Below are 24,745 nucleotides of genomic sequence, written 5' to 3'. Positions count from 1 at the left end.
AAATGGCAGTTACAAATATTTTTAAATGTAGTGGTAATGAAACAGAGACTATTCCTAATAAAATCTTAGAAGAATTAAATATATCTTTTGAAGATGTAAATAAGGATGCTGCTAAAATAGCAATATTATCTAAAATTTTAAGAGAAAATAAAAGTAGAACATATTGCACAATTCCCTTTTGTCATACTGTAGAGGCTGAAGCTTTCGGTTCTACTGTAATCTTTGATAAAAGAGTAGGTAATAGAATTAATAAATATAGAATTGATAATATATCCTCGATGGAAGTTATTCCTTCCATTGACTTAACTAATGGTAGAATAGCTGAGGTTTTAAAAGCTATAAAAAAACTAAAGGAAATGGAAGAAAAGGTATGTCTAAATATTACAGGTCCTATAAGCCTTGCTACATCAATTATGGATAGTAGATTATTTTATAAAACACTTAGGAAGGATAGAGAAACAGCTAATAGACTATTAAATCTGATTGAAGATAGTATAGTAGCCTATATGCTTGAAGGTATAAAACAAGGGGCAGACATTATATCATTTGCTGATCCTACAGGTACCATAGATATTCTTGGACCAAGGATATACGAAGAAGTATCAGGAAAATCTACATACAATATATTAAAAAAAATTGAAAGTCAATTAGGAGATACTATAGTTCATCTTTGTGGCAAGACATCAACTTCCCTTGAGGCTATAGGGCTTTTAGAAATTGACAGAATAAAAGTTGAGGGCAAAAATTATATTGAAAAGATAGATAATATTAGAAAAGAAAGAAATGATATAAAATTTATTGGTCATTGGTGTCTGAAATTAGATAAGGATGTTAATGAAATAACTTGTTGTAGGATTAAGTAAATGAATAGTACCTAACTAATGATTTAAGATATTTTACAGATTTTTAAACTATCCAAAAATAAATGTGGGAATTACTTATATCAGAATAGCTATATCTTTGATAAACTCATTATTTAAGAGAATTGAGGGGTGTTTTTTGAGGTGGCAACAATGAACGTAGAGGTTAATACACTTAGAGGCATAAAAAAACTAAGATTATCAGGAAAATATTCAAATATTGGAGATATGGAGCAGAGAGTAATTCATTTAGATTATGATGAAAATGAAGAATTCTTTGAAAAATTTTGGAATTCAATGAACTTCTTCTGTACGAAGAATCATTGTGATGTATGGATTAACAATATGGATATAAGTGATAAGGATATAATACCTGTGGATATAAGGACAGATTTATTAGTGGGGAAAGCTGTTTTAAATGAAAAAAGCTAGAGCGTATCTCTAGCATTTTTATTTAATTTAATAGGAAAGTTTTACTTTACTATTTTTTCAGTAAAATTATAACTAGCTTATTGTATTTTGAGATTCATTATAAGCATCCAGTAATTGTTGGGTAGGTGTATCATAAGGTTTTTCCCATCCCTTTTGAACAGCTAGTTCTGTTATTGCAGTATGTCCGCCTAATACTTGGTTTAAATTTGATAAATACATTGCTTTTAATTCTGGAGTAGTAGCAGTCATACCAGAATTAAGATATGCTATTGCACCAGCAGAAGCACTAGAAATCATGCTGTTAGCTATAACTTCGTCGCTTATATTTGTAGTTTCTTTTACTTTATTAGTAAGAAAAGTAGCCATATTATTCTACCTCCCTTGTTGATGTAATTTGATTTTCATTAATAAACTGTTGAATTCCTTTTATTCTTCCCTCTGTTGCTAAAACAGCAGCTTCAGCTTGCCTTTTTAAGTCTTCATCTGTAATTAGTACTTGCGTAGCTTTAGAAACTGTTAAGGCATCTTTTTCCATCTTCAATAAGCTTGTTAATGATAATACTTCACCTTCCGTGAGTTTTCTCATTTTATAACCTCCAATTTCAAAAATGATTTTGACTTTAATGACATTAATAGTATGTGAATTTCAGTGTGTAATATGTTATGTAATGATTTCAAAAAAAGGATAAACAATACTATGATTTGTTATTTCCATAAAAAGGAAATCAATAAAAATAAATTTAGACAAATGATATATTTACTTTTAACAAATAAAGGATGGACTTTTACTCCTTAAAAAATCAACTAATGATAGCTTTTGTAAAATAAACCATTGACCTTAAAGTTCACTTTAAGGTTTATAATGAAAATAAGTAAAGGAGTGAAAAAATAGATGGAAGAAAAATGTCCTATATGTCATCAGATAAGTGAAAAAGTAAAGAGTATAACTGTAAAGCATCTAGTATCTGATAATTTTCTCGGAGAAATTGTTAATGAAGAAACTTATTATTTGTGTATGAATGAAAACTGCGATGTAGTATATTACAACCTAAATAATGAAAGTATTCTTGATAAGAAAAAAGTAAAGGTACCCATATGGTTCAAGGGAGATGCCAATCCTAAATACATATGCTATTGTAATAAGGTAACTGAAGAACAGATAATAAATGCTGTAATAAATCAAGGTGCTAAGAATATAAATGATATTAATAAGTTAACAGGAGCAATGAAGAATGGAAAATGTATGCTAAACAATCCACTAGGCAAATGCTGTGGTCCAATTGTATTGCAAACTATAAAGAGGGCACTTCAAACTAACAATTAATATAAATATTAGTAAAAAGCTAGAAAATGACTCTAGCTTTTTAACATTATAGTATTTCCACAAATGCGGCAATTCTGGTCTTGATTTGGCCAATATTGGATTCTGAGTAATCCGTTTCTAAAGCCATATATGGTATGCCTGTATCAGTAATTAGTTTCTTGATCGTTCTTGATTCTACACTATATGAATGGCAAGTCTGGAGTACTACTTCGATAACGGCATCAACTTTAAATTCTTCTATTAATTCTGGTAATAATTCAATCCGTTTAAGATTAGGTGTCATAACTGAACAGCCAATATTTAAATATCTATCAGCTATTGCTTTTATAATATCATCAGTATTTTCATCAACTTTATTTCTAATAGATTTTATGCCTTCACAATTTTCAAAGCAAACAACTACACCACCACTATTTTCAATGGTATTGACAATCTTGTCCAAAACTCCACCCAATGGACAACCTGTAACAAGGATTCGCTTAGCCTTATTATCTACAGGTCTTGCACCTTCTTCATAATCTTTCTTAATTTGATTAATCAATTCTTCTAGTTGTTTATATTCTTCTTTTAAATCAAAGTTAAATTTATACTCCTCAAGTATCTTATACATATCAAAACCTGTGATTGCAGGTGGCTCAAGCTTGCTAAGTTCAAACAATTCACCATATAAAGATCTAAAATTATTTCTAAAGGAAGTAGCTTCTTTTAACTTTTTCTCTGTAATTTCTATGCCAAATTTTTCTTCTAGAATTTTAATCAATAGTCTAACTTCTTTTTCCCACATAAGAGATGAATAACTTCTGTCAATTCCCTGTGGTAATTGCATAATATGTATATCCTTTAATTCACTTAGTAACTCGTACATTTTTTTCTTACCATCACAGGTTGTTTCTCCAATAATTATATCAGAGAGATAGGTATAACCACATTTATCTGATATTGCAGTACCATAGCTTGATTTAATCAAAGGGCAGAGGTTTTTTGGAAGGTCTGATTCCGAATTAATTATACTTTCATTGCTTGTACCACATAGATTTACTATATGAATGCCCGCAGCATCTAATATTTCAACTGGTGCAAAACTACAGAAGATACCTGCAATTTTACCTCCATTTTCCTTAATTTCCTTTGCTTTTAAAGTACCATTTTTTATCATTTCAAAATTATCCATATTAAACCCCCTACGATTTATTTAATCCATTGAGAAGCAGAATTATTTTTATTACATCGTTAGAAATCAAATTCAATTACAAAACAATTATATATGAATTTTGAGAATGGCGTAATTACATTATTTTATACGAACCTATGATACTATAAAATATCTCTATAAGTATTTAATCAAGTGAAAAGGTTTGATATAGTATTTTTGATATAGAAATGGCATGTATTTAATCTACATAGTTAAAAAACTGACAAATAAAAATATAGAGTGATAATTATATGAATACAAATAAAAAGATACTTCTTTCATTTCTATTTTTATTGATTTTGGGATTAGCATTTTTCCATTTCATGCCTAGAGAGAAAGAAATCAAAAATACTGATATAGGATTAAGAATTGGATCTGGAGATGATATAACTGGATTGCTTCTCAAACAGATCATTAAAACAAGTAAAAACATAGGTATAGAAAGTATTGATGTTACAGAAGAAAATGAAGAAATTTTACATGATTTTATATTCAAAGATTGCTGAAGTAACACAGCACAATGGGCCTTGAGCTCAGATGAAATTGATATGGCTTTTTATTGTAATCATATGGCCTTGCATTTAGTACGGGCTAATGATGATTTTGAAATTTATGGTCCAGTCATCATGAATGCTGAAATCATCGTCTATAAAGGGGACATGGAAAATATCTATAGACTTGGTATTGGACAGAAGAGAGAACATTTACATAAACTTGCTAAAGAAAGCTATAGACAGGTAGAAGAAGTTGTTGAAATGACACCTGTTTCTTTGCCGTATTCCTTAGAAAGAGAACAAATAGATGGGGCAGTTTTAGATTTAACCAAGGCAGCTCTATTGCAAGAGTTTAATTTTGTGCCTCTTTCAGAAAATGATTATATCTCTTATAGCTTAGTTGTCAGGAAAGATATTATAGGTACAAAGGTATTTGAAGATTTTTTAACAGTATATAATAAGACAATAGAAGAGTTAAATCAAGTGGGAATACTTAAGGAATATATTGTCATGACAGAAGAGCTCTTGAATAATACAAAAATTAAATTTTTGAGTTTAGAATAGGAAAGGTGAAAATATGTCAATATCTGTACAAGGAATTACTAAAGTTTTTTCAAATAGAAGAGATAAAAAATCAATGAATACTGTATTAGAGAATATATCTTTTGATGTAAATGAGGGGGAATTTGTTTCTCTGTTAGGACCATCAGGTTGTGGAAAGACGACAACTCTAAATATTATTGCAGGTTTTTTGAAACATGAAGGCGGGAATATTTCTGTTAGTGGTAAAGAAGTAAATAGGCCGGGACCAGATAGAGCTTTTGTGTTTCAAAATTATGCACTTTTTCCATGGATGAAAGTTGGAGAGAATATTATGTATCCAATGAAGATGCAAGGAATACCAAGAAAAGAACGTGAAGAGAAACTTAAAGAGCTATTAGAGATGGCACATCTTGAAGAATATGCAAATTATTATATCCATGAAATATCTGGTGGTATGAAACAAAGAGTTGCTCTGCTTAGGGCTCTTGCATGCGACCCAGAGATACTATTGATGGATGAGCCATTAGGCGCTGTTGATTTTCAAATGCGTCAAATGCTTCAAGCACAGCTAGAATCTATGTTGCAAGAAAAACGAAAAACTGCTCTCATGGTTACCCACGATGTTGATGAGGCTATTTATTTAAGTGATAGAGTTATTGTTATGTCTAGAGATCGAGGAAAGATATTAGCTGATATAAAAATTGAGCTTCCAAGACCTAGAGATAGAAAAAATGAAAGATATCATCAATATACTAATGAATTATCCGACATCTTAAGATCTGCCTTAAATGGTGAAATCAAAAATCAAGGGGATGAGGAATTATTAGAGTTTATTCAAAAAACGGATAAGAAAGGTAGCGATAAAACAGTATTTGCTGAAAAAGCACTTTGTAGTAGCAACAAATAGTCTAATTAGCTATATTATATTATTTTAATAAAAGGAGAACGTTTATGACAACATTGCCAGAACGCTTTGAAGAATTTGCCGATGCCAGAAGGCAAGGTTTTCTAAAGATAAAGGAGTTAAAGGATAAGGGGGGAAGATTATGCGGTACGTTTTGCCAATTTGCTCCTTCTGAAATTATTGATGCAGCAGGACTCTATCGAGTAGGTCTATGTGGTCAAAGTGCTGAACCAATTCCTGCTGCAGAAGTAGAATTACCTGCAAACCTTTGCCCTTTAATTAAATCAAGTTATGGATTTGCATTAACTGAAACATGTCCTTATGCTTATTTTTCTGATCTCATCGTAGGTGAGACAACCTGTGATGGGAAGAAAAAAATGTATGAAATGCTTGGTGAACTAAAGGACGTTCATGTTATACATTTACCAAATAATCCTGATCCTGAAAGATCTTTGGAATCTTGGATTATGGAGTTACGTCATTTTAAGGAAGTATTAGAAAAGAAATTTGATATTACTATTACAGACGAGATGTTACGGGAAGCCATTAAATGGGGAAATAAGGAGCGTATTCAAATGGCTGCTTATATGAACTAGGACGCTTTGATCCACCTGCCATTGCAGGTTTGCACATGCGTAGTGTAATGGAAGGAGTTCAATACATATTTGATCAAAAAGATCGCTATGAAAAAGTACAAGAGGTTTTAGACAAATGCGAAGAAGATTGGAAAAATGGTAACGGACCTATTCCTAAAGGTAAAAAGAGACCTAGGATATTAGTATCTGGTGGACCTAGTGGTGGAGTATTTGAAAAAACTATTAAGGTTATAGAGGAACTTGGTGGTGTTATAGTTTGTTATGAAGGTTGTAGTGGTATTGTTTCTAGAAGAAGACTCATTGAGGAATCTGAAACAAAAGATCCAATTGAATGTATTGCAGAAAAATATTTAGAGGTGCCTTGTGCTGTTATGTCACCTAATCAAAGACGGTTAGATCAAGTAGCGCTTACGATTGATGAGTGGAAAGTTGATGGTGTTGTTGGAGTTATTCTTCATTCATGTCATCCATTTGGAATTGAATCCACAAATATTAAAAAGATTGCAAATCAATGTGGCAAGCCTTATCTACACCTAGAGACAAATTATGGACAAGGAGATGAGGGGCAACTAAGAACAAGAATTGAGGCATTCTTAGAAATGCTTTAAGAGGAGGTGAAGAAAAGAATTGAATGCACAAGAAAAAGATGTAAAAAGAATGGTACATGCAAGTAAAATGAAGGATAGAAATGCTTGGAGAAAGCTTAATGGAAAGGATTTTAATTTTTATACTCCAATTGCTTTGATTATCATTGCTATTATATGGGCAATTGCAGCAGAAATTGTTAATAAACCATTTCTTTTCCCTTCCTTAAAAAGTGTAATGGAAGCATTTTTTAAAGCATTGACAGATTTATATGTACTTAGAAATATTGGCATCACTATACGTCGGGTAATGACAGGTGCTTTCTATGCATTTATTATTGGTCTACCTGTTGGTATGATTATGGGATATTCTACGACTATGTTAAGAGCTTTTGCACCATTTATAAACTCTTTGAGGCAGGTTCCTATCATGGCTTGGGTGCCATTATCTATTATCTGGTTTGGTCTCGGTGATGGACCGACGATTTTTATGATTGCCTTTACAGGTATATTTACGATTATTTTAAATACCATAGCAGGGGTGCAGGAAATTAGCAAAGATTTTTATCATGCAGCTCGAAGTATGGGAGCAAGCACAAGTGATATTATTAAAGATATTGTTCTTCCAGGATCACTTCCTGGGGTTATTACTGGAGTAAGATTAGCCATTGGTATGGGTTGGATGTCGGTTATCTGAGCGGAGTTCATTGCAACCAGTGCCGGGTTCGGCTACTGTATGGTAGAGGCTCAATCTAGAATGGAAACTCATACAATTATAGCATATATGTTTATAGCTGCTTTGATTGGGTTTGGTATTGATAAATTGATGCTCTTAATTGAAAGTATATTATTGAGATGGAAAGCAGATTAAGAATATCCGCCAGCTAAGCTGGTGGATGTTTTTTACGACTGGTGTCCTTATTATATCTAAAACAATAATTAATATATAATTTCTATTTTTTCTCTTGACCTTAAAGTTAACTTTAAGGTTTATAATAAGATTTAGGAGGTAACCGTGTTGTTTATAAAAGAGACGTGTAGAATTACTGGACTTAGTAGTTCTGCTGTTCGATATTATGAGAGTCAAGGTTTATTAGGGGAAGTAGAAAGACGATCCAATAACTATAGGGTATTTGATGAAGAAGATATAGAAAAACTACTTTTTATAAGAAAGGCTAGAACATTGGGATTTGAATTAGAAGAAATAAAAAAGATATTAGCACTAAAAAATAAGGGGATACATCCGTGTAACTATGTAAGTCAGAAGATACAAGAGAAAATATCTTCTATAAAAGCAGAGATAGCTAGACTCGAAGAAGAGAAAGATAGATTAGAAAAACATCTATCAGATGCAAGCAAAATAAGCGGATGTAAAGGTACTATATGTCATTTCATTGAAGGAATTGAAGATGAGAAAAAGGAAGTAGTAAACCATAGGTAGTAGAAGAGGTAAAGTATACTAAAGCGGTTTATGATATGTGTATACATGTTATATAATATATAAGCTAGGGAGGAAATATTTATGAAAAGAAGAATAGTTGCCATGCTTTTAGTATCAATAATGATTGCAGCCAGTGCTACAGGTTGTACAGATAGTAGTAAAGAAACTGTAATCCAAGAGATTGATTATGACCCTGCAGTAGAAGCTGCAAAGTATGAATTAGGAGAATTAACGGATGCAGACAAAGATTTTGTAATACAACTAGGCTATAGAGACTGTGACCATATGGTTCCATCTATTATAGGAGAAAAGGCTGGTATTTACAAAGCTTTAGGACTTAATGTTGTTGTAACTAAGACTGGTAAAATTATGGAAGCTATGTCTTCGGGAGAAATGCATGTGGGATATCAGGGTATCGAAGGTGCTATTAAGTCAGTTAACCAAGGAGCACCACTATTTATGGCTGCAGCAAATCATTTAGGAGGTTCTAGATATTTGGTTGTTAGCAATGATATAAAAGAGCCAAAGGATTTAATTGGAAAAACTTTAGCTATTGGATCTAGTGCAGAGGCAAAACCAGAATGGCGTAATTGGGCAGAACAATTAGGAATTCCAGTAGAATTAGAAAATTACGAAGTAGTTGATATGGGAGATAAGGATAAAGTTTTTGCATTAAAAGCTGGACAACTTGATGCTTTTTCAGCTTGTGACCCATATGGTTCTTTAGTGGAATTTGAAGGATTCGGTCGTATTATGGCAACTGGATGGGGTGCTCATGTTTCAGAAGATATGGAAGAAGGATGGGGTATATGTTGCATTTATTGTATGAACAATGAATTCAAAGAAGCACATCCAGAATTAGCAAGAAGATTAGTGCTTGCACATGCACTTTCTATTAAATACTTATATGAACATCCATACAATGCTTCTATGATGTTTGCTGAAGGATTTGGTGTTCCTCCAGAAGTTGGATTAAAAACTGTTTATATGAAAACTATAAAAGAAGGAAGAACAATTACATGGCAATTCTCACAAGAAAATTTAGATAACTATATTCAATATTTTTATGACTTTAATATTGATGAGAAAGATATTCCAAATATAGATGATATTGAAAAGTTTATGTCAACAGATTTGCTTGAAACTTGTGGTATAGAAGATTTTGATACATTTATTAAGGAAAACATAGATGATAATTTTCCTGTTGGAGATACTTATGATGAATGGTTATCTAAGGCAAAAGTTATAGATGGTGTTACTGAATAAAAAGTATATAAAAATGGAGCTTATATAAGCTCCATTTTTATATATTTTTTAACAGCATTCTTCCATACCTTCTCCAAATAAATCTCTTATTTCTATATCATCAATTAATCTGAATATAGAATAACCAAAATTTCCATCCTTTGAACCAGATACAATAAATTCTATTGGTCCAGTTTTATCGATATTTTTAAACTCAATTTTTTGATTATCTATAGGAGCACTAGTGTGATTAGATAATTTAAACCCATTGCCTGTATCTATAACTACAACCATTGCATTCTTTCTAGGAGCTTCATTATAAATAACCAGGAGATCCTTACGACCATCATCGTTTAAATCTTCATATCCACATAGTATTACCTTATTATCAGGATGAGTTTCTATAAAATACAAAAGAAGCTCATTATCAGGTTCTACTCCTAAGGATTCCACAGAACTACTTTTTTCTAGAAAAAAAGCATAAAAGCCTAAAGCGAAGATCACCAGTCCTATTAATATCATTTTAGTATTTTTTTTCATCTGATTACCTCGTTTGTTTTGCAAAATTTCCGAATAAATCTTTTACCTTTGGATACATACCCTTTAAGAAAAATAGAAAAACGATAAAGGAGCATACATATTTAAGTGGTTCTGGTAAGGTAAAAAGTAACTTATTTGCATTTTCAATTGTACTATCGATTCTATTATAGTTAATGGCGGGTTCAAATCTAGGCATAAGCCATAAATTTGTTAAATATCCAACGGTTAATGCAAAGACAGATATTACTGTCCCATATATTATAGCAGTTTTTTTACCAATCATCTTATAAATACTCAATAGCTCAGGAAAATTAGTAGCTGCACCTGCCATTAAAAAGGTAATTGCAGCACCAGGTGAAGCACCACTAGCAATTAGGGCAGCTATAAATGGAATATGACCAACTGCACAAACATACATAAGTGCCCCAAGGACTGCTACATTCCAAAGTGATAACATACTAGGATTTCCTAGATATTTTTGTATAAAGGAATCTGGAAATGCAGTTAGAATAAATCCCCCAAACAACATTCCTAAGACTACATATTTACTCAATACTATGGCCAAATCTTCAACAACCCATTGCATACCTGATTTAAATTTTTCTAATAAAGTAATCTTTTCTATTGGCTCTAATGATATAGCTGCTATTTCTTCTTCTAGATCAGGTTTTCTTATCTCATTACCCCCTAATTTATTGCCTATTATTCCTATAATAAAAGGAAGTAAAAACCCTGCAGCTATATTTATCATGGTTAACTCTTTTCCTAAGAGTCCATAGCTAAGTATTAATGCTATAGGATTTAATGCAGGAGTAGATGCCATAAATGCTAGGGTAGGTCCCACATAAGCTCCAGAATAGTATAAGCTAATACCAAGAGGGATTGTCCCACAGCTGCAAATTGGTAAGCACATACCTGAGAGTGTTACTTTTAAAATAGAACTAAGTTTGGTGTTGCCTAAGGATTTATGAAATCTTACTGGGGATATTACATCATGTAGAAGCCCAGCTATTATGTAACTAAAAACAAGCCAACCAGAAGTTCCATTAAGTAAATTAATAGAAGATAATAATATATTCTTTAAAAAATCTAGTAATAACAATAACATCACCTCTAATCATCTAATTCTTTTACAGCTAAAGCAATTTCTTTTTCGATAATATCTTTAGATATCCGTTGAATCTTCTTTTTCTCGTTAATAATCAAAGTTCCTCTAAATATAACTCCATATTTCTTCACATAATCCATGTTCTTACCTGCATAGTATATTTTCACATCTACCTTGTCCTTATATTTAGCTGCAGCTGCCTCTACAGCACGGGTATAACCGTCACATCCAGATCATGTATTAATGAATTCAACTAATACTCTTTTCAAATTATCGCCTCCATATTGTAATAAAAAAAAGTCCGTATCAAACGGACCTTGTAGTTCTAGAATGTAATTACTTGGTCAAGATCTACTGAACCAAGGGCACCATATAATACTGGGAAGCAACCAATTGCAGCACCTGGTACAAGTATGTTTTCAATTTGTCTTTCAATTGCACATTGATCACATGCTAAAAGTATCATACCAGTTTCTTCATGTAATTTTTGAAGTCTGTCACCGATATCAGTTTCATTCATCAGTAAGAATGTATTATCAAAAACGAAGAACATACCTACTACTTCTGCTCCATGGTTACCAGCTTCTAATTGTGGAATCACCATATCTCTTAAAATAGTTCTTGCATTATCCGAGCTTATGACGTATGCAACTTTCACTTATATTCCCCCTTATATCTTTTGAATCCTCTAAATAATAACATGATTGTGCAAAAAATAACAATTAAAAGATATTATAATATAAAGCTTATTCATTAATATTATCTATTTAACAATTATTTTAAAAAGTGATAGCATGATTAAGACAATATTATAGAAAGAGATGGTATGCCATGGAAAGATTGAATTATAGATATTATACTAATGAACAATTAGCAATGGATAGTATAGATAGCAGACTAATAAAGGAAGAGAAAATATTAAGAAGACACCTAATGAATTGTGTTATTAACAAGGGACAATCTCTTGATATAAATGATGTATATGAAGTTACTAGTGATATAAAGATAATGGATAAAGAAGTAGTAGACAAGATAATAGGCAATTTATTAAAGAAAAATGCAATAGTAATAGATGAGGAGAGAAATGTGAATTTTATCTATCCAGTTTCGGCAATTCCTACTAATCATAAGGTCATACTTGCTGATGGTAGACAATTTAGTGCTATGTGTGCTATAGATGCTATGGGCACAGCGTTTACTTTTAAGCAGGATGTAAATATAGAGTCAAAGTGTAGTAACTGTGGTGCTGATATTAAAGTAAGTATTAGAAATGGTAAACTTGATAGTTACGAGCCTACAGATTTACATATACTTCATGTAGATTTAAATAAAAATTTAAATTGGTCAGGAAACTGCTGAAATATTATGAATTTCTTCTGTACGAAGAAAGAATATGATACATGGGTTGCTAAAATGCAATTAAATGAGTTTGATATATTTTGTTTAAATGTTGAAGAAGCTCTAAGAGTTTCGGAAATGTTATTTAGCGTAACTGATATATAAAGATAATAAGTAATGACATGAAAGGTATAAATGGATATGTAATTTTTATAAAATAAGTTAATTAAAAATATAAAAGATGATAAAGGGAACAGAATACTCTGTTCCTTTTTATATTATCTAAGGGACTTTTCATTGATCTCCAAGTGTTTTTAATACTTCTAATCATGCTAATTTATTTTCTATAATGTCTCTAATAAATTTATAATTAAATAAATGAACTTTTTTAGTGGTACAATACTCTTATGTATAGATAGGGGTGAGAAGGTGGAAATAAAACTATTAATTAAACAAGCAAAAAATGGCGATAAAGAGGCCTTGCTACGTCTTGTTATGGCTCAACAGTTAGATTATTATAAGCTAGCCTATGTCTATATGAAGAACGAAGATGATGCCTTAGATGCAATTCAAGATATGATAGTTATTATATATGAAAACATACACAAACTTAAGAATGATGATGCCTTCTATAGTTGGAGTAAAACAATATTGGTCAATTCTTGTAAAAGTATATTGAGGAAAAATAAAAAGATTGTTCCTTTAGAAAATATAAGAGAAGAAGGTACTTACGAAATATATGAAAACCCTGAGGACAAAATAGTATTAGAAAAATATCTATCAGAATTAAGTCCTAAGCATCAGGAAATAATTAGATTAAAATATTTTCTAGATCTAGACTATGAAACTATAGGGCAAATATTAAAAATACCTATTGGTACAGTGAAATCCAGAATGAGTGTTGGAATGAGAAAGCTGAAAGAATCTATGGGAGGTGAATACTTAAATGACTAATATAGAAAAGTTATTAAAAGAAAGTAAAGATAATCTAGATAGATTAGAAGTACCAGAGGATATGGAATCGAGATTAAGAAATGCTCTAGATAATATGCCTAATAGGAAAATAAAAAGAAAAAATAGGACTAGGGGAAAAGTTGCGGCACTAGTTATTGCAACATTACTTGTAGGGTCCAATATGGACACTTTAGCTTATTATGGAAAAAGATTAATTGGTTATGAAAGTGTTATGGATGGAACTTTACAAGAGTTAAATGAATTGGGTAAAGGTCAAAGTATAAACAAATCTTATAAATTTAAGAGTGGAGTTACAGTTACACTAGACGGAATAATGTTAGACGATAATAATTTAATAGCCTTTTACACTATAAATGATCCTAAAGGTAAAGTTGAAGACAAAGACTCTGATTTAAGAGTATCTATAGTTGGAGCTTTAAATAAAGACTATACCTACAGTGGATCGGGAGAAGCAAATGAAGATGGTACAGAAATGAGATGGGTGATTGCTTGCGATGCTCCAAAATTTTATGAAAAGAAAATGAAATTGAAAATAGAATCAATGGGCACTGAGCAAGAAGAGGGAGTAATTGAATTTAAATTAGATAGAACCGAAGCAATGGGTCATAAGATAAAAATGTCTATTTATAAGAAAATTAAAGTAGATGAAAGAGAAATAAAGATCAAGTCCTTAGTAGCATCACCAACAACTACAATTATAAAAGGACAAATTCAAAATATATTGGAGTTAGGAGTAGACCATATAAAAGGTGAAAGGTTCATGCCTGAAAATATAGACATTGTGTTGTTAGCTAATGGAAAAGAAGTACAAGTGAAAAGTTCAGGGATAAGTACAGATATGAAAGGCATCAACTTTTATATATCCTATGATGCTTTGCCTGTCGATATAAAAGATATAGAAATAAAGCTAGTATCTTTTGGTGGAAACCATGATACTAATGAGTCAATTGAACTTAGTAAAGGTAGTGTCAACAAAACTATAAAGATTCTAGAGCAAGATATAAGCATTAATGAAGTTTATGAATCCAAGGGAAATACCTATATAAATATTACTACAGATGAAAATACAACATTGAGTAAAGTATCTTTAAATATAGATGGAGAAAAAAAGGAATTAGAGAAAACTCTTCCTGGAGATTATGAAAAAATAGTAGTTGAAGGTACTACCCAAATAAAACATACTAGAACTCTTGAATTTAGAGGAACGGGAGAAAAGTTAGAGTTAAATATTCAAAGGATGAGATACAAAAAATTATATGATGAAACCATATATAAGCATAAGATAAGATAGGGAAAAATGAAAGTATTAGGGCATATCTGTATTGGAGAATTCAGTCTTCAATGCAGATATGCCCTTTTAAATCTAAAATATAGTATAACAGCATAGACCTAAGGTAGAGATTAAAGAAAGTGTTGAAGGGGTCTTAAAATAGTTTGGAGATTAAGGAGGGAAGTTTTTTATTATATAATAATGCAAAAAAATAATAGTTTTTGTACAAAAACATAAAGCTACAAAAAATTACATTATTCTCTTAATTACTCACAATTTTTTTTACAAAGAAAAGTAGTAAGATTAAGATAAAGTTGTAAATAAAAATATGCAGGAGGTAATAAACATGAAGGAATACTTAAAAGTAGCCAATGACCCAATGTTATGGTTAATGTGCTTACCAGTAGTAGCAGTAGTAGGAATTCAAGCAATTATATTTTCTAAAAAAGCGTTTGCCAGTGCAAACTCAGTACAACTTACAAAAAAAGAGGCTAAAGATGCCTTTAGAATTGGAGCTATATCAGCTATAGGACCTGCTGTAGCAGTATTTGTTGTAATGCTAGGTATGATGGCAGTAATAGGGGCACCTATGACTTGGCTAAGGTTATCTATAATAGGATCTGCACCTGCAGAATTAGCAGCATCTACAATGGGAGCTAAGGCCATGGGCGTTGAATTTGGCGGAGAAGGTTATGGAGTTATAGAATATGCAAACTCTGTTTGGGCTATGACTTTAAATGGTATTGGTTGGCTTTTATTCTGTGGATTATTTACTCATAAACTAGATGGTTTAAGAAACAAGATTTCAAAAGGAGATTCAAAGCTTACAGGTGAAATAGGTGGAGCAGCTATGTTAGGTGCCATGGCATATTTAGTAGGAGGTCATTTAATAGCAGGAAGTGGAAACTTAGTCGCTGCATTAGTTGCAGGAATAGCAATGATATTATTAGGAAAATTAGCAGAAAAACTACCTAAACTTGCAGAATATAATCTAGGAATTGCAATGGTTATTGGAATGGTTGCTGCAGTATTATATGTAGGATAATAGGAGGGATATAAATGGAAAACAACAAAAATCAAGCTTATTATGAAGGTTTTACAAAACCAATTATAAAGACAGGAAGATGGACTTTATTCCTCGCAGTAGCTCTATGCTTTCTTCCAGCAATTTATTTATGGATAAGATACGGAGCATTACCACCAATTGGTGCTATTCTGACAGGTTGGTTTCTAATTGCATCAATTTACGGATCATATTATTTTATTGAACCTATATCATTTTTCCCGATTTTAGGGGTTGCAGGAACTTATATGTCATTTTTAGCAGGAAATATAGGTAATATGAGAGTACCTTGTGCAGCTGTTGCTCAAGAAGCATTAAAGGTTGAGCCAGGTTCAGAGAAAGCAGAATTAGTAGCTACATTAGGAATTGCAGGTTCAATTATTACAAACTTAATAGTTGTAACAATAGCAGCTATTGCTGGAAATGGACTTATGCAGTTATTTCCACCAGTAGTAATTAAGGCATTTGAATTTGTATTACCAGCAATATTCGGATCCATGTTTGCAATGTTTGCAGTTAAATATCCGAAATATGGTGCATTTGCAATAGGTCTAACGTTATTCCTTTTAGGAGTTGTAAAGGTATTGCCAGTATATATATTAATTCCTGTATGTGTATTTAGCACAATAATCTTTGCAACAACTTCATATAAAAAGAAAGCAAAACAACAATAAAAACAATAATACATTGGAGGGGGACGTAATGAAAGATAATAGCATATTAAAATTTATAGATAAGGATGAAACCATAGATTTACTTCAACAAATGATAGGCTTTAAAACTGTAAACGAACCAGGAGATGAACTGCCACTTGCTGAGTTTATAAAAGAAAAATTAGAGGACTATGGAATAGAAGCAATAGTTGATGATTTAGGAAATAATAGAGGCAATGTTATAGGAAGATTAAGAGGTACTGGAGAAAGAGAAGCACTATTATTTAATGGACATTTAGATACTGTTCCTCCAGGAGATATTGAGTGGGAGCATGGTCCATATAGTGGTGCAGTAGTAGATGATAAGATTTATGGTAGAGGGTCTGCTGATATGAAGGGTGGACTAGCAGCAATGCTCATTGCACTTAAAGCAGTAAAAAAAGCAGGATGGAAATTAAAAGGTGATTTTATTTATTCTGCCACTGCAGGAGAGGAAACGGATAGTATAGGTGCAATAAAATTTGTAGAAGATGGAGGACTAGACGGAGTCGGAGCCATAATAATTGGGGAACCAAGCTCAAATGGAATAAATATAGCAGAAAAAGGTGCATTTTGGGTTGAAATAAGTACCTATGGCAAGACAGCACATGGTGCATTCCCACAAAACGGGACTAATGCTGTAGTTCATATGAATGCATTATTATCTGAACTCATAAGCTATAAGTTCAAATACGAGGTAAATGAAATCGTTGGTCATCCAACTATGAATATATCTACTATAAATGGTGGAGTAAAGACAAATGTTGTGCCAGATAAATGCAGTATTACCATAGATATGAGAACTGTACCTGGCATGGATCATAATGAAATAATAAAAGATTTTGAAGAAATGATAGAAAAGCTATCTTCTCAAATAGATGACTTCAAAGCAGATATTAGGATTCTAAATGATAGAGCTGCAGTAGAAACAAAAGGAGATAATCCATTTGTAAAATTAGCTGAAGAAACTGTTAAAGAAGAATTTGGTAAAGATATTAAGGCACAAGGAGTAAATTTCTATACAGATGCATCAATATTTTTACCCGCTAAACAAATACCTTGTATATTTTATGGACCAGGAGATGCTAATATGGCCCATCAGCCAAATGAACATATAACAATAGATAGTTTAATGGAATCAGTACAATTTTATGCAGCAATAATTGAAAAATATCTTGTACTATAAGGGATGATTTATCTTGCAATCCAATATAGGAAGAATTATAAAAGATATAGAAATGGTAACTAACTTTAATAAGATTTCGGGTTATGGATGTACTAGGTTTTCATATAGTGAAGAAGATAAACTAGCTAAAAACTAAAAGGGGGAATCAGTGTGGATATAATCAGAAAATCTCAAGAAGTAGAAAAAAACATTATAAATTGGAGAAGAGAATTGCATCAAATCCCTGAAGTAGGCTTAGATTTACCACAGACATCTGCATATGTAGCACAACAACTTAAAGAAATGGGAATTGAGTATAAAGAAAATGTGGGAGTCTCAGGTATAGTAGGATTAATCCAAGGAGGTCAACCAGGAAAAACTATAGCTTTAAGAGCGGATATGGATGCTCTTCCCATTAAGGAAGAAACAGGACTGACCTTTGCATCACAAAATGGTAATATGCATGCTTGTGGACATGATGCTCATACTGCAATTCTTTTAGGAGTTGCAAAGGTATTAAGTGAAAATAAAGATAAGCTTAAAGGCAATGTAAAACTAATATTCCAGCCTGCAGAAGAAGGACCCGGTGGAGCAAAGCCAATGATAGAGGATGGAGCATTAGAAAATCCAAAAGTAGATGCAGTTATGGGACTTCATGTAGGAACACTAACTGATAATGCAAAAGAAGGATTAGTAATGGTATCTTATGGTGGTATGATGGCTTGTCTAGATAGATTCAAATTAAAATTAATAGGTAAGGGTTGTCATGGTGCTTATCCTGAAAGTGGTATAGATCCAATTGCTATGGCAGGATATTTTTTATCCAATGTGCAATCAATTGTTAGTAGGGAAATAAGTCCAACGGATCCAGCAGTAGTTACAGTTGGAACAATCAATGGAGGCTTTGCATATAATATAATCCCAGATAGTGTAGAATTAGAAGGAACAGTGAGGGCAGTAGACCAAAAGGTAAGAGAAAACTTAGCTAAGAGAATCGAAGAATTTGCAAAAGGGATTTCTGAAACAATGAGGGGTAGCTACGAATTTAAATATGTCTTTGGATATCCTCCACTAGTAAATGATGAAGCATTTACTAAAGATTTTGTAGAATCCGCAAAAAAGGTTGTTCTAGAAGATGATATAATGATAATGAAAAAGCCAATAATGGGTGGAGAGGATATGGCATACTTCTTACAGGAAGTACCAGGAACATACTTCTTTATAAATACTCCTAAAGCAGTAGATGGGGAATTCTATCCGCATCATAATGCTAAATTTGATATAAATGAAGATTTATTCTGGAGAGGAGCAGCATTACTTCTTCAAGGTGCATTAGATTATTTAGAGAAAAATTAATTTTATAATAATGTTAAATAACTTCCTAGTTTTGATAAAAAATTTTAAAATTAGGAAGTTATTTATTTGCTCGATATTGTCGGATGTTGTCTAATATATGATATAATAGGATTATGATATATTAAATGGAAGAGGTAAGACATTATGGGGATTAAAATAGGAGAAATATTAAAAACAAAGTTTTTTTCAGATTATCATTTGATTGCAGGAGAAAAAGGGCTAGATAGAGAAACTCAAGCTGTAGCACTTTTTGATGCTCCAGACGGATACAAATGGTTTAAAGGAAAAGAGCTAGTACTCTCATCGGGATATTTATTTAAGGATGATATTAAACTTTTTAAAGATGTAATAATTTTTTTGCATAGTAAAAATTCAACAGGGATGGCAATAAAAACCGATAGATATTTAAATGAGATTCCAGAAGAAATAATAAATCTATGTAATGATCTAGGATTTCCATTAATCAATATACCATATAATGCAGCTTGGATTGATATAATCAATGCAGTAAATTCAATTGCTATGAATAGCTATATAACTTATATTAATGATAAAAAGAATGCTGATAAACTTTTGCTTAGGAGTGATAATTTTCATAAAAAAATTGAAAAAACAATAATAAATCTTTCAGAAGAAATTAATTATCCCATATCTATATTTGATATTTTAGAAAAAGAAATATTTACTTTTCCCATAAACCACTCTTTGCTAAAAGATGATATTTCCTTTAATAAAGGAGACGATTTTTCATTTAATTATCAAAAGGAAGTACTATGCGATAAATTGAACATCTATAGAATAAAAAACATAGAAGATAAAAGTAAATGTCCTTTTATTATAATGCCAATAGTAATAAAAGGTGTAACTGTATCAAAACTAATAGTATGGGAAGAATGTAATGAGATTGATTACTATGATCTATTTTCATTAAGACTTAGTTATACATTACTTTTAGAAATATATGAACAAATTTATCTTATGAATTCTTTTGAAAGGCGATTTTATGATGATCTTATTAAAGATTTAATAAATGGAGAATTAGATACGAAACAAAAATTAATTAAAGCAATGAATAGCATTCAAGATTTTAAACTAAATATAGAAAATAAATTTATATGTATATGTATAAAACAAGATGAAAACAATCCATCATTTTATAATAGTCGTGAAACAATATCTACTACATTCTTGTTGAATATTCCAAAGGACAAATCTATATTTGGTATATTGGATGATAATACTATAATAATTATATATGATGTAGAAGAGCATAGAGAAGATATTATTGAAAATGTGAAAAAAACCTTTGAGCCCATATTTAGACAAATAAAAACTACTTTTTCCGATAGAGAAATAAAACTAGGCATAGGGGATATGGTAGAAGATATTTGTTCCATAAAGAAAAGTTATATAGGATCTTTAAAAGCTGTAGATATTGGGTCTTATATTTATCCAGATGGAGAGATGATTTCTTTTGAAGATTTAGGACCATTCGGACTACTACGCTTAGAAAATATTCAAAGAAAAAATTTTAGTAATAATTTTAGCAATATTTATCCACTGCTAAAAGAACCAAATAGTGAAGAACTTATATCCACTCTAAAAGTTTATCTAGAGAGTGAATCAAATTGCAATATAGCAGCAAAAAAACTATTTATCCACAGTAATACTGTAAGATATAGAATTGCAAAGATACAGCAAACTTGTAATATTGACTTAGAGGATCCTATAGAAAGATTGAAGATAGAGATTACACTGAAATTTATTGATATATTAAAATAGTAAGTGAAGAACTCCAGATGAACAGAAGGATAATGAGTTTAATATAAAAACATCCGATATTGATTAAATATCGGATGTTTTTATATCAAACAAGATGCGCACTAGCTGTATCAAAATTCAATTTTCTTAATGCCCTTTTTCTTAAATTTTAAAGTAAGAAGAACTGTACAAATAGTTAACACTAATGTCGTTAAAATGCTGGACTCAATTCCATATTGCCCGCCATTTAAGATACAGCTACCATTTACTGATAAATTGAATATTGCAGTTGATTGCCCATCTGTTCCACTTATTCCACTTAGATTAAGTCTGCAAACATTCAGTGATATGAAATTCCAAAAAGAATGCAATCCGCAGGCAACATAGATATTTCCATCGTTTATAATATATAGTGCAAAAACAGCGGATACCAAAAGCAGATTGGCTAATCCTATAATACAGTAAATCAAATCAGCTTGAAAAAGAGATGAAAAGTGCGGCCATGCGAAAGCAATTGAACTGATAAAGATTGCGATTGGAATAACAACTTTTTTTGAAAGGGAAGTCATAAAAAATCCACGGCACATAGTTTCTTCCATTGCACCCTGAACGATAAATCCACCCATAAATGCTAAAATAATCGGAAAATCAATACTTTTAAAGATACCGTTGTATTTTATTGCACCGGTTAAAAGGCTCAAACCTATACACACCGTCAATAATAAGACAGCAACGAGTATTCCTTTTAAGTAGATGGTGACTTTTTTGTTAAAGCCCAATGTTTTGGGGGAACGTCTTTCAAAAATTTTGCAATATAGAAATATTACTCCTATATGTATGATGTATCCGTAATACTTCATTAGTGTCATTGCTTGCATACTAAGCATTTCACCTTTAAGAACATTGTATCCCATTGCAAAATGAATGATAATTGCTATTGCTTCTGCTATAAACATTGAAGCAAAATAAACAAATATAAAAGCCAGTATTTTTCTTATAACAAAAAGGATTACGGAAACATTTTCATCATTTCTGCTAAACGGATTAATACCCTTGAAAAAAACTTTGATTGTGTTAAAAACAGTACTCATTTTATTACCCTCCACAAATTATAATGAGGGGAATCGGTTGGTTATAAAATATATTATCATTACTATTACATCAATTAATACCATCCCACCTAAAATGATACCTGCTATTTTTAAAACCCAAAATATAATGTCACACGTCGTATTTTTGGCCTTTGTAACTTCAATTTCAAAAGTATCGCTTTCAGCCTTCGATGCCGGCTTTTGGCCTTTTACAAGATCATCTATGGACACACCGAAATATTCACCGAGTAATATTAATTTTCCAAGTTCGGGTGTAGTTTCGTCTAACTCCCATTTTGAAACAGTCTGCCTTGAAACATTAAGCTGTGCGCCAAGCTCGTCCTGTGACATTCCCTTAGCTTTTCGTAATGATAACAAATTTTCACCAAAACTCATATTCTCACCTCGCCTATAATTATATTATTTTATGTTAAGTGCTGCTACCATTTGCCGTTTTTGCAATGTGTCAACCAAACTTAACATTGCTGTTAAAAGAGCTTTGCAGCGCATTCAATGGAGAGTGTATAAATTTTATTTATATAAGCATATCATATTTCCATTTAACTCTCAACGAATAGAGTTTGAACTTTGAAGTCTGTACCAATAGACTTCTTTTTTTATTACAAGTAGATTACAATTGTTAAAATATTATTTATTTTCAAATCATACCAGTATATAATAGATATGAAAATTATATATTCTAAAAGGGGGTTTTGCTATGCCGTATATATTTATTGCAGGTGGAATATTGGGAGTATTAATACTCTTTTTATTATTTTGGAGAAAAGCACCAGCAGATAAGGCAATGGTCATCACAGGATTAAAAAAGAGAGTATTATCTGGTAAAGGTGGACTTATGGTTCCGGTTCTAGAGACTTCTTGTACAATTTCTCTAGAAAATATTAGCATGACTACTGATGTAAATGAAGCACCTTCTAAACAAGGAATATTTGTAAATATTGTAGGTACAGCTATAGTAAAAGTTAACAATGAAACTAATAGCATACTTAAGGCTGTGGAACAATTTTGTAGTGATGGAGCGAAAAATACAGTAGCTGTTATTAGTAGTATGGTAGAACAAATCCTTGAAGGTAAACTGAGAGGAATAATATCAACTCTTACTGTAGAACAAATAAATGAAGATAGGGCTGCTTTTGAACAAAGAATAGAAGACGATATAAGAGAAGAATTACATTCTATGGGATTATCTTTAATATCATATTCTATACTTAGAATATCTACTCAAGGAGGATATCTAGAAAATAGAGCAATACCTCAGATAGCATCAGCAAAGGCAGATGCAGATATTGCTACAGCTGAGAGGAAAAGAGATACAGAAATCCGTACTGCAAATGCGGTAAGAGAAGGAGAAAAAGCAAAACTATTGGCTGAAACAGAAATAGCTGAAAGTCAAAGGGATAAATCCATTAAGGTAGAAAGCTATAGAGCAGAACAGGATAGAGCTAAAGCAGATGCCGATGTAGCATATAAATTAAAAGAAATTGAGAATGAATCATTGGTAGCAGAGCAGCAAGCAGCCTTAGCAAGAAAGAATGCCTTAGTAGTAGAAGAAAGACTTGTGGCAGAAGTTAAAAAACCTGCGGATGCAAAGAAATATGAAACTGAAGTAAATGCCGAAGCAGAGAAGGTAAGATCTATAAAGCAGGCTGAAGCCCATGCAGAGTCCATAAGAATTAAGGCCGTTGCAGAAGCAGATGCACTTAAAATTGCAGCAATGGCAGAAGCAGAAGCCATCAAAGCTAGAGGTATAGCTGAGGCTGAGGCAATCAAAGCAAAGGGAATAGCTGAAGCAGAATCTAAGGACAGATTAGCACAAGCAATGGCTAAATATGAAGATGCAGCAGTGGTTGAATTAGTGGTAAGCAAATTACCAGAAATAATGGCAGCTATATCAAAACCAATGGAGCAGATAGATAAGATAACTATAATAGATAATGGGGGTAAAGAAGGAGGATCAAAACTAACAAAACTAGTAACTGATGTTACTACAAATGGATTTCAAGTTTTAAAAGATACAACAGGATTAGACTTAACAGAAATCATAACTTCATTAACTACCAAAGAAAATCATATATCACATAATGATTGCAATATAAAAGAAGAGAATATAGAAGATATGGAAGATATGGAAGAAGAACTTGCAGGTAATTAATTTCCATTTATGTAGATAATGGTGTAGGATTATTAAGATATTCTGTTTCAGTTAATGAAATTAGGAGAAGTAGGTTGGTAGTATATAGAAGATTAGTTAAGAATAATATAGGGTTAATGTCTATAAGATAATGGGAAGGCTTATGGATATCTATGAAAAGACCAAAATAATAAATCTGGTCTTTTGAATTTCATTAGAAGTTTTTATATAAGAGAATAGTATGTTAAGTTTAATACAACATAAACTATAATTTAATATCTAGGCTAAGAGAACATGGCATCATGAAAGCCATAGGGCTTACAAAAAAACAGTTTAGAAAGATGATAAAGTTTGAAGGACTTATGTATGGTACTATATCTGCCATATTTTCTTGTGTAGTAGCCTTTATGGTTGAATTGGGTATTTTTATTTATTACGCATATATATCCAGATATCCATTGACATTAAAAAGATTTTTCATAGATTGGAAATCCTTTTTAATAGTGATATTGATAAATCTAACTATTGGATATATAGCCACAATAGGTCCTAGAAGAAAAGTTGATAAAATAGAGATAACCGAAGCTATAAGAACTGTTGAATGAATATTAAAAGGAAC

Annotated in this window: 28 protein-coding genes and 2 pseudogenes; 21 read left to right on the top strand and 9 right to left on the bottom strand. The window is 31.5% G+C overall.

What is annotated here, in order from left to right; translation table 11 throughout:
* The first annotated feature begins 2 nt into the window (after positions 1-2).
* Both KQI42_RS00945 and KQI42_RS00940 read left to right on the top strand, forming a co-directional pair.
* Entirely contained in the window at positions 3-863 is an 861-nt protein-coding gene (locus tag KQI42_RS00945; RefSeq protein WP_216515853.1) for a uroporphyrinogen decarboxylase family protein, read from the top strand.
* 141 nt (positions 864-1,004) lie between these two features.
* Positions 1,005-1,292 carry a hypothetical protein gene (locus KQI42_RS00940; RefSeq protein WP_216515851.1) on the top strand — a complete coding sequence of 96 codons (288 nt, stop codon included), beginning with the start codon at positions 1,005-1,007 and terminating at the stop codon, positions 1,290-1,292.
* A gap of 72 nt (positions 1,293-1,364) precedes the next feature.
* Here KQI42_RS00940 and KQI42_RS00935 read toward each other — a convergent pair whose 3' ends face one another.
* Together KQI42_RS00935 and KQI42_RS00930 are read right to left on the bottom strand one after the other, a co-directional pair.
* Positions 1,365-1,658 (bottom strand): spore coat protein, encoded by a 294-nt coding sequence (locus KQI42_RS00935; RefSeq protein ID WP_216515849.1) that lies wholly within the window; start codon positions 1,656-1,658, stop codon positions 1,365-1,367.
* A gap of 1 nt (position 1,659) precedes the next feature.
* Positions 1,660-1,878, bottom strand: coding sequence for a hypothetical protein (locus tag KQI42_RS00930; RefSeq protein WP_216515847.1), 219 nt, complete (start codon positions 1,876-1,878; stop codon positions 1,660-1,662).
* A gap of 306 nt (positions 1,879-2,184) precedes the next feature.
* Between KQI42_RS00930 and KQI42_RS00925 the strand changes: the two genes are divergently transcribed.
* Complete coding sequence (locus tag KQI42_RS00925; protein WP_216515845.1) at positions 2,185-2,616, top strand: Csac_0668 family 2Fe-2S cluster-binding (seleno)protein; 432 nt, start codon at positions 2,185-2,187, stop codon at positions 2,614-2,616.
* 46 nt (positions 2,617-2,662) lie between these two features.
* On the opposite strand, the gene KQI42_RS00920 is transcribed toward KQI42_RS00925, so the two are convergent.
* Entirely contained in the window at positions 2,663-3,787 is a 1,125-nt protein-coding gene (locus tag KQI42_RS00920) for a double-cubane-cluster-containing anaerobic reductase (RefSeq protein ID WP_216515843.1), read from the bottom strand.
* A 272-nt stretch (positions 3,788-4,059) separates the two neighbouring features.
* Between KQI42_RS00920 and saoB the strand changes: the two genes are divergently transcribed.
* The 7 genes and pseudogenes from saoB to saoX all read left to right on the top strand — a co-directional run bounded on the left by saoB (position 4,060) and on the right by saoX (position 9,636).
* Positions 4,060-4,866: an ABC transporter substrate-binding (seleno)protein SaoB gene (saoB, locus tag KQI42_RS00910; RefSeq protein WP_425519733.1), complete on the top strand. Its 807-nt coding sequence runs from the start codon at positions 4,060-4,062 to the stop codon at positions 4,864-4,866.
* Positions 4,867-4,879: 13 nt separating this feature from the next.
* On the top strand, positions 4,880-5,752 hold the full coding sequence (gene saoA, locus KQI42_RS00905; RefSeq protein WP_216515837.1) for an ABC transporter ATP-binding protein SaoA: 873 nt from the start codon (positions 4,880-4,882) through the stop codon (positions 5,750-5,752).
* A gap of 44 nt (positions 5,753-5,796) precedes the next feature.
* Positions 5,797-6,953 (top strand): annotated as a pseudogene (locus KQI42_RS21585) (double-cubane-cluster-containing anaerobic reductase).
* Between the two features lie 19 nt (positions 6,954-6,972).
* Positions 6,973-7,626 (top strand): ABC transporter permease subunit, encoded by a 654-nt coding sequence (locus tag KQI42_RS00890; RefSeq protein ID WP_216515831.1) that lies wholly within the window; start codon positions 6,973-6,975, stop codon positions 7,624-7,626.
* 39 nt (positions 7,627-7,665) lie between these two features.
* On the top strand, positions 7,666-7,800 hold the full coding sequence (locus KQI42_RS21935; RefSeq protein ID WP_216515829.1) for a nitrate ABC transporter substrate-binding protein: 135 nt from the start codon (positions 7,666-7,668) through the stop codon (positions 7,798-7,800).
* A 147-nt stretch (positions 7,801-7,947) separates the two neighbouring features.
* A complete protein-coding gene (locus KQI42_RS00880; protein WP_216515827.1) occupies positions 7,948-8,370 on the top strand; it encodes a MerR family transcriptional regulator in 423 nt (140 codons plus the stop codon).
* A gap of 81 nt (positions 8,371-8,451) precedes the next feature.
* The gene (saoX, locus tag KQI42_RS00875) at positions 8,452-9,636 is read left to right on the top strand and encodes an ABC transporter substrate-binding subunit SaoX (RefSeq protein WP_216515825.1); all 1,185 of its coding nucleotides are present in this window, start codon (positions 8,452-8,454) and stop codon (positions 9,634-9,636) included.
* 48 nt (positions 9,637-9,684) lie between these two features.
* Here saoX and saoC read toward each other — a convergent pair whose 3' ends face one another.
* From saoC to saoD, 4 genes and pseudogenes are all read right to left on the bottom strand, one after another.
* Positions 9,685-10,155 carry a Cys-Cys-COOH (seleno)protein SaoC gene (saoC, locus tag KQI42_RS00870; RefSeq protein ID WP_216515823.1) on the bottom strand — a complete coding sequence of 157 codons (471 nt, stop codon included), beginning with the start codon at positions 10,153-10,155 and terminating at the stop codon, positions 9,685-9,687.
* Positions 10,156-10,159: 4 nt separating this feature from the next.
* Entirely contained in the window at positions 10,160-11,257 is a 1,098-nt protein-coding gene (gene saoE, locus KQI42_RS00865) for an efflux transporter SaoE (protein ID WP_246565989.1), read from the bottom strand.
* Positions 11,258-11,268: 11 nt separating this feature from the next.
* Positions 11,269-11,481 (bottom strand): annotated as a pseudogene (gene saoT, locus KQI42_RS21150) (thioredoxin-like (seleno)protein SaoT); the annotation flags it as partial.
* A 107-nt stretch (positions 11,482-11,588) separates the two neighbouring features.
* On the bottom strand, positions 11,589-11,921 hold the full coding sequence (gene saoD, locus KQI42_RS00855) for a DsrE-related protein SaoD (RefSeq protein ID WP_216515819.1): 333 nt from the start codon (positions 11,919-11,921) through the stop codon (positions 11,589-11,591).
* Between the two features lie 173 nt (positions 11,922-12,094).
* Between saoD and saoL the strand changes: the two genes are divergently transcribed.
* The 9 genes from saoL (at position 12,095) to KQI42_RS00810 (ending at position 20,904) form a co-directional block, all read left to right on the top strand.
* Positions 12,095-12,766: a MerB-like organometallic lyase SaoL gene (gene saoL, locus KQI42_RS00850; RefSeq protein WP_246565988.1), complete on the top strand. Its 672-nt coding sequence runs from the start codon at positions 12,095-12,097 to the stop codon at positions 12,764-12,766.
* A gap of 264 nt (positions 12,767-13,030) precedes the next feature.
* Complete coding sequence (locus tag KQI42_RS00840) at positions 13,031-13,555, top strand: RNA polymerase sigma factor (RefSeq protein ID WP_343231629.1); 525 nt, start codon at positions 13,031-13,033, stop codon at positions 13,553-13,555.
* Positions 13,548-14,867 (top strand): DUF4179 domain-containing protein, encoded by a 1,320-nt coding sequence (locus KQI42_RS00835; RefSeq protein WP_216515813.1) that lies wholly within the window; start codon positions 13,548-13,550, stop codon positions 14,865-14,867. The genes KQI42_RS00840 and KQI42_RS00835 overlap by 8 nt, the downstream gene beginning before the upstream one ends.
* A 325-nt stretch (positions 14,868-15,192) precedes the next feature.
* Positions 15,193-15,891, top strand: a complete 699-nt coding sequence (locus KQI42_RS00830; protein ID WP_216515811.1) for a DUF5058 family protein — start codon at positions 15,193-15,195, stop codon at positions 15,889-15,891.
* 14 nt (positions 15,892-15,905) lie between these two features.
* Positions 15,906-16,583 carry a hypothetical protein gene (locus tag KQI42_RS00825; RefSeq protein ID WP_216515809.1) on the top strand — a complete coding sequence of 226 codons (678 nt, stop codon included), beginning with the start codon at positions 15,906-15,908 and terminating at the stop codon, positions 16,581-16,583.
* Between the two features lie 28 nt (positions 16,584-16,611).
* Complete coding sequence (locus tag KQI42_RS00820) at positions 16,612-17,787, top strand: M20 family metallopeptidase (RefSeq protein ID WP_216515807.1); 1,176 nt, start codon at positions 16,612-16,614, stop codon at positions 17,785-17,787.
* A gap of 13 nt (positions 17,788-17,800) precedes the next feature.
* A complete protein-coding gene (locus KQI42_RS21145; RefSeq protein WP_281420231.1) occupies positions 17,801-17,923 on the top strand; it encodes a hypothetical protein in 123 nt (40 codons plus the stop codon).
* 14 nt (positions 17,924-17,937) lie between these two features.
* Positions 17,938-19,122: a M20 metallopeptidase family protein gene (locus KQI42_RS00815; RefSeq protein ID WP_216515805.1), complete on the top strand. Its 1,185-nt coding sequence runs from the start codon at positions 17,938-17,940 to the stop codon at positions 19,120-19,122.
* A gap of 144 nt (positions 19,123-19,266) precedes the next feature.
* Positions 19,267-20,904 (top strand): PucR family transcriptional regulator, encoded by a 1,638-nt coding sequence (locus tag KQI42_RS00810; protein ID WP_216515803.1) that lies wholly within the window; start codon positions 19,267-19,269, stop codon positions 20,902-20,904.
* A gap of 110 nt (positions 20,905-21,014) precedes the next feature.
* Here the strand turns inward: KQI42_RS00810 and KQI42_RS00805 are convergent, their stop codons facing one another.
* On the bottom strand, positions 21,015-21,974 hold the full coding sequence (locus KQI42_RS00805) for a CPBP family intramembrane glutamic endopeptidase (RefSeq protein ID WP_216515802.1): 960 nt from the start codon (positions 21,972-21,974) through the stop codon (positions 21,015-21,017).
* 18 nt (positions 21,975-21,992) lie between these two features.
* The gene (locus KQI42_RS00800) at positions 21,993-22,370 is read right to left on the bottom strand and encodes a helix-turn-helix domain-containing protein (protein ID WP_216515799.1); all 378 of its coding nucleotides are present in this window, start codon (positions 22,368-22,370) and stop codon (positions 21,993-21,995) included.
* A gap of 322 nt (positions 22,371-22,692) precedes the next feature.
* Between KQI42_RS00800 and KQI42_RS00795 the strand changes: the two genes are divergently transcribed.
* Complete coding sequence (locus KQI42_RS00795) at positions 22,693-24,147, top strand: SPFH domain-containing protein (protein WP_216515797.1); 1,455 nt, start codon at positions 22,693-22,695, stop codon at positions 24,145-24,147.
* 239 nt (positions 24,148-24,386) lie between these two features.
* The gene (locus KQI42_RS00790; RefSeq protein WP_343231634.1) at positions 24,387-24,731 is read left to right on the top strand and encodes an FtsX-like permease family protein; all 345 of its coding nucleotides are present in this window, start codon (positions 24,387-24,389) and stop codon (positions 24,729-24,731) included.
* Positions 24,732-24,745 lie beyond the last annotated feature (14 nt).

It is taken from the genome of Tissierella simiarum, assembly GCF_018917865.1.
GTDB classification, from domain to species: Bacteria; Bacillota; Clostridia; order Tissierellales; family Tissierellaceae; genus Tissierella_C; species Tissierella_C simiarum.
Note: the sequence above shows the minus strand (reverse complement) of the source record. Positions and strands in the feature narration are given on the sequence as shown.

Excerpts from the sequence above, each read along its gene's own strand:
- KQI42_RS00820 (WP_216515807.1), top strand. The coding sequence starts at position 16,612 with ATGAAAGATAATAGCATATTAAAATTTATAGATAAGGATGAAACCATA.
- KQI42_RS00835 (WP_216515813.1), top strand. The coding sequence starts at position 13,548 with ATGACTAATATAGAAAAGTTATTAAAAGAAAGTAAAGATAATCTAGAT.
- KQI42_RS00805 (WP_216515802.1), bottom strand. The coding sequence starts at position 21,974 with ATGAGTACTGTTTTTAACACAATCAAAGTTTTTTTCAAGGGTATTAAT.
- KQI42_RS00795 (WP_216515797.1), top strand. The coding sequence starts at position 22,693 with ATGCCGTATATATTTATTGCAGGTGGAATATTGGGAGTATTAATACTC.
- KQI42_RS00945 (WP_216515853.1), top strand. The coding sequence starts at position 3 with ATGGCAGTTACAAATATTTTTAAATGTAGTGGTAATGAAACAGAGACT.
- KQI42_RS00935 (WP_216515849.1), bottom strand. The coding sequence starts at position 1,658 with ATGGCTACTTTTCTTACTAATAAAGTAAAAGAAACTACAAATATAAGC.
- KQI42_RS00930 (WP_216515847.1), bottom strand. The coding sequence starts at position 1,878 with ATGAGAAAACTCACGGAAGGTGAAGTATTATCATTAACAAGCTTATTG.
- KQI42_RS00925 (WP_216515845.1), top strand. The coding sequence starts at position 2,185 with ATGGAAGAAAAATGTCCTATATGTCATCAGATAAGTGAAAAAGTAAAG.
- saoX (WP_216515825.1), top strand. The coding sequence starts at position 8,452 with ATGAAAAGAAGAATAGTTGCCATGCTTTTAGTATCAATAATGATTGCA.
- KQI42_RS00810 (WP_216515803.1), top strand. The coding sequence starts at position 19,267 with ATGGGGATTAAAATAGGAGAAATATTAAAAACAAAGTTTTTTTCAGAT.
- saoC (WP_216515823.1), bottom strand. The coding sequence starts at position 10,155 with ATGAAAAAAAATACTAAAATGATATTAATAGGACTGGTGATCTTCGCT.
- KQI42_RS21935 (WP_216515829.1), top strand. The coding sequence starts at position 7,666 with ATGGTAGAGGCTCAATCTAGAATGGAAACTCATACAATTATAGCATAT.
- KQI42_RS00830 (WP_216515811.1), top strand. The coding sequence starts at position 15,193 with ATGAAGGAATACTTAAAAGTAGCCAATGACCCAATGTTATGGTTAATG.
- KQI42_RS00800 (WP_216515799.1), bottom strand. The coding sequence starts at position 22,370 with ATGAGTTTTGGTGAAAATTTGTTATCATTACGAAAAGCTAAGGGAATG.
- saoA (WP_216515837.1), top strand. The coding sequence starts at position 4,880 with ATGTCAATATCTGTACAAGGAATTACTAAAGTTTTTTCAAATAGAAGA.
- KQI42_RS00920 (WP_216515843.1), bottom strand. The coding sequence starts at position 3,787 with ATGGATAATTTTGAAATGATAAAAAATGGTACTTTAAAAGCAAAGGAA.
- KQI42_RS00825 (WP_216515809.1), top strand. The coding sequence starts at position 15,906 with ATGGAAAACAACAAAAATCAAGCTTATTATGAAGGTTTTACAAAACCA.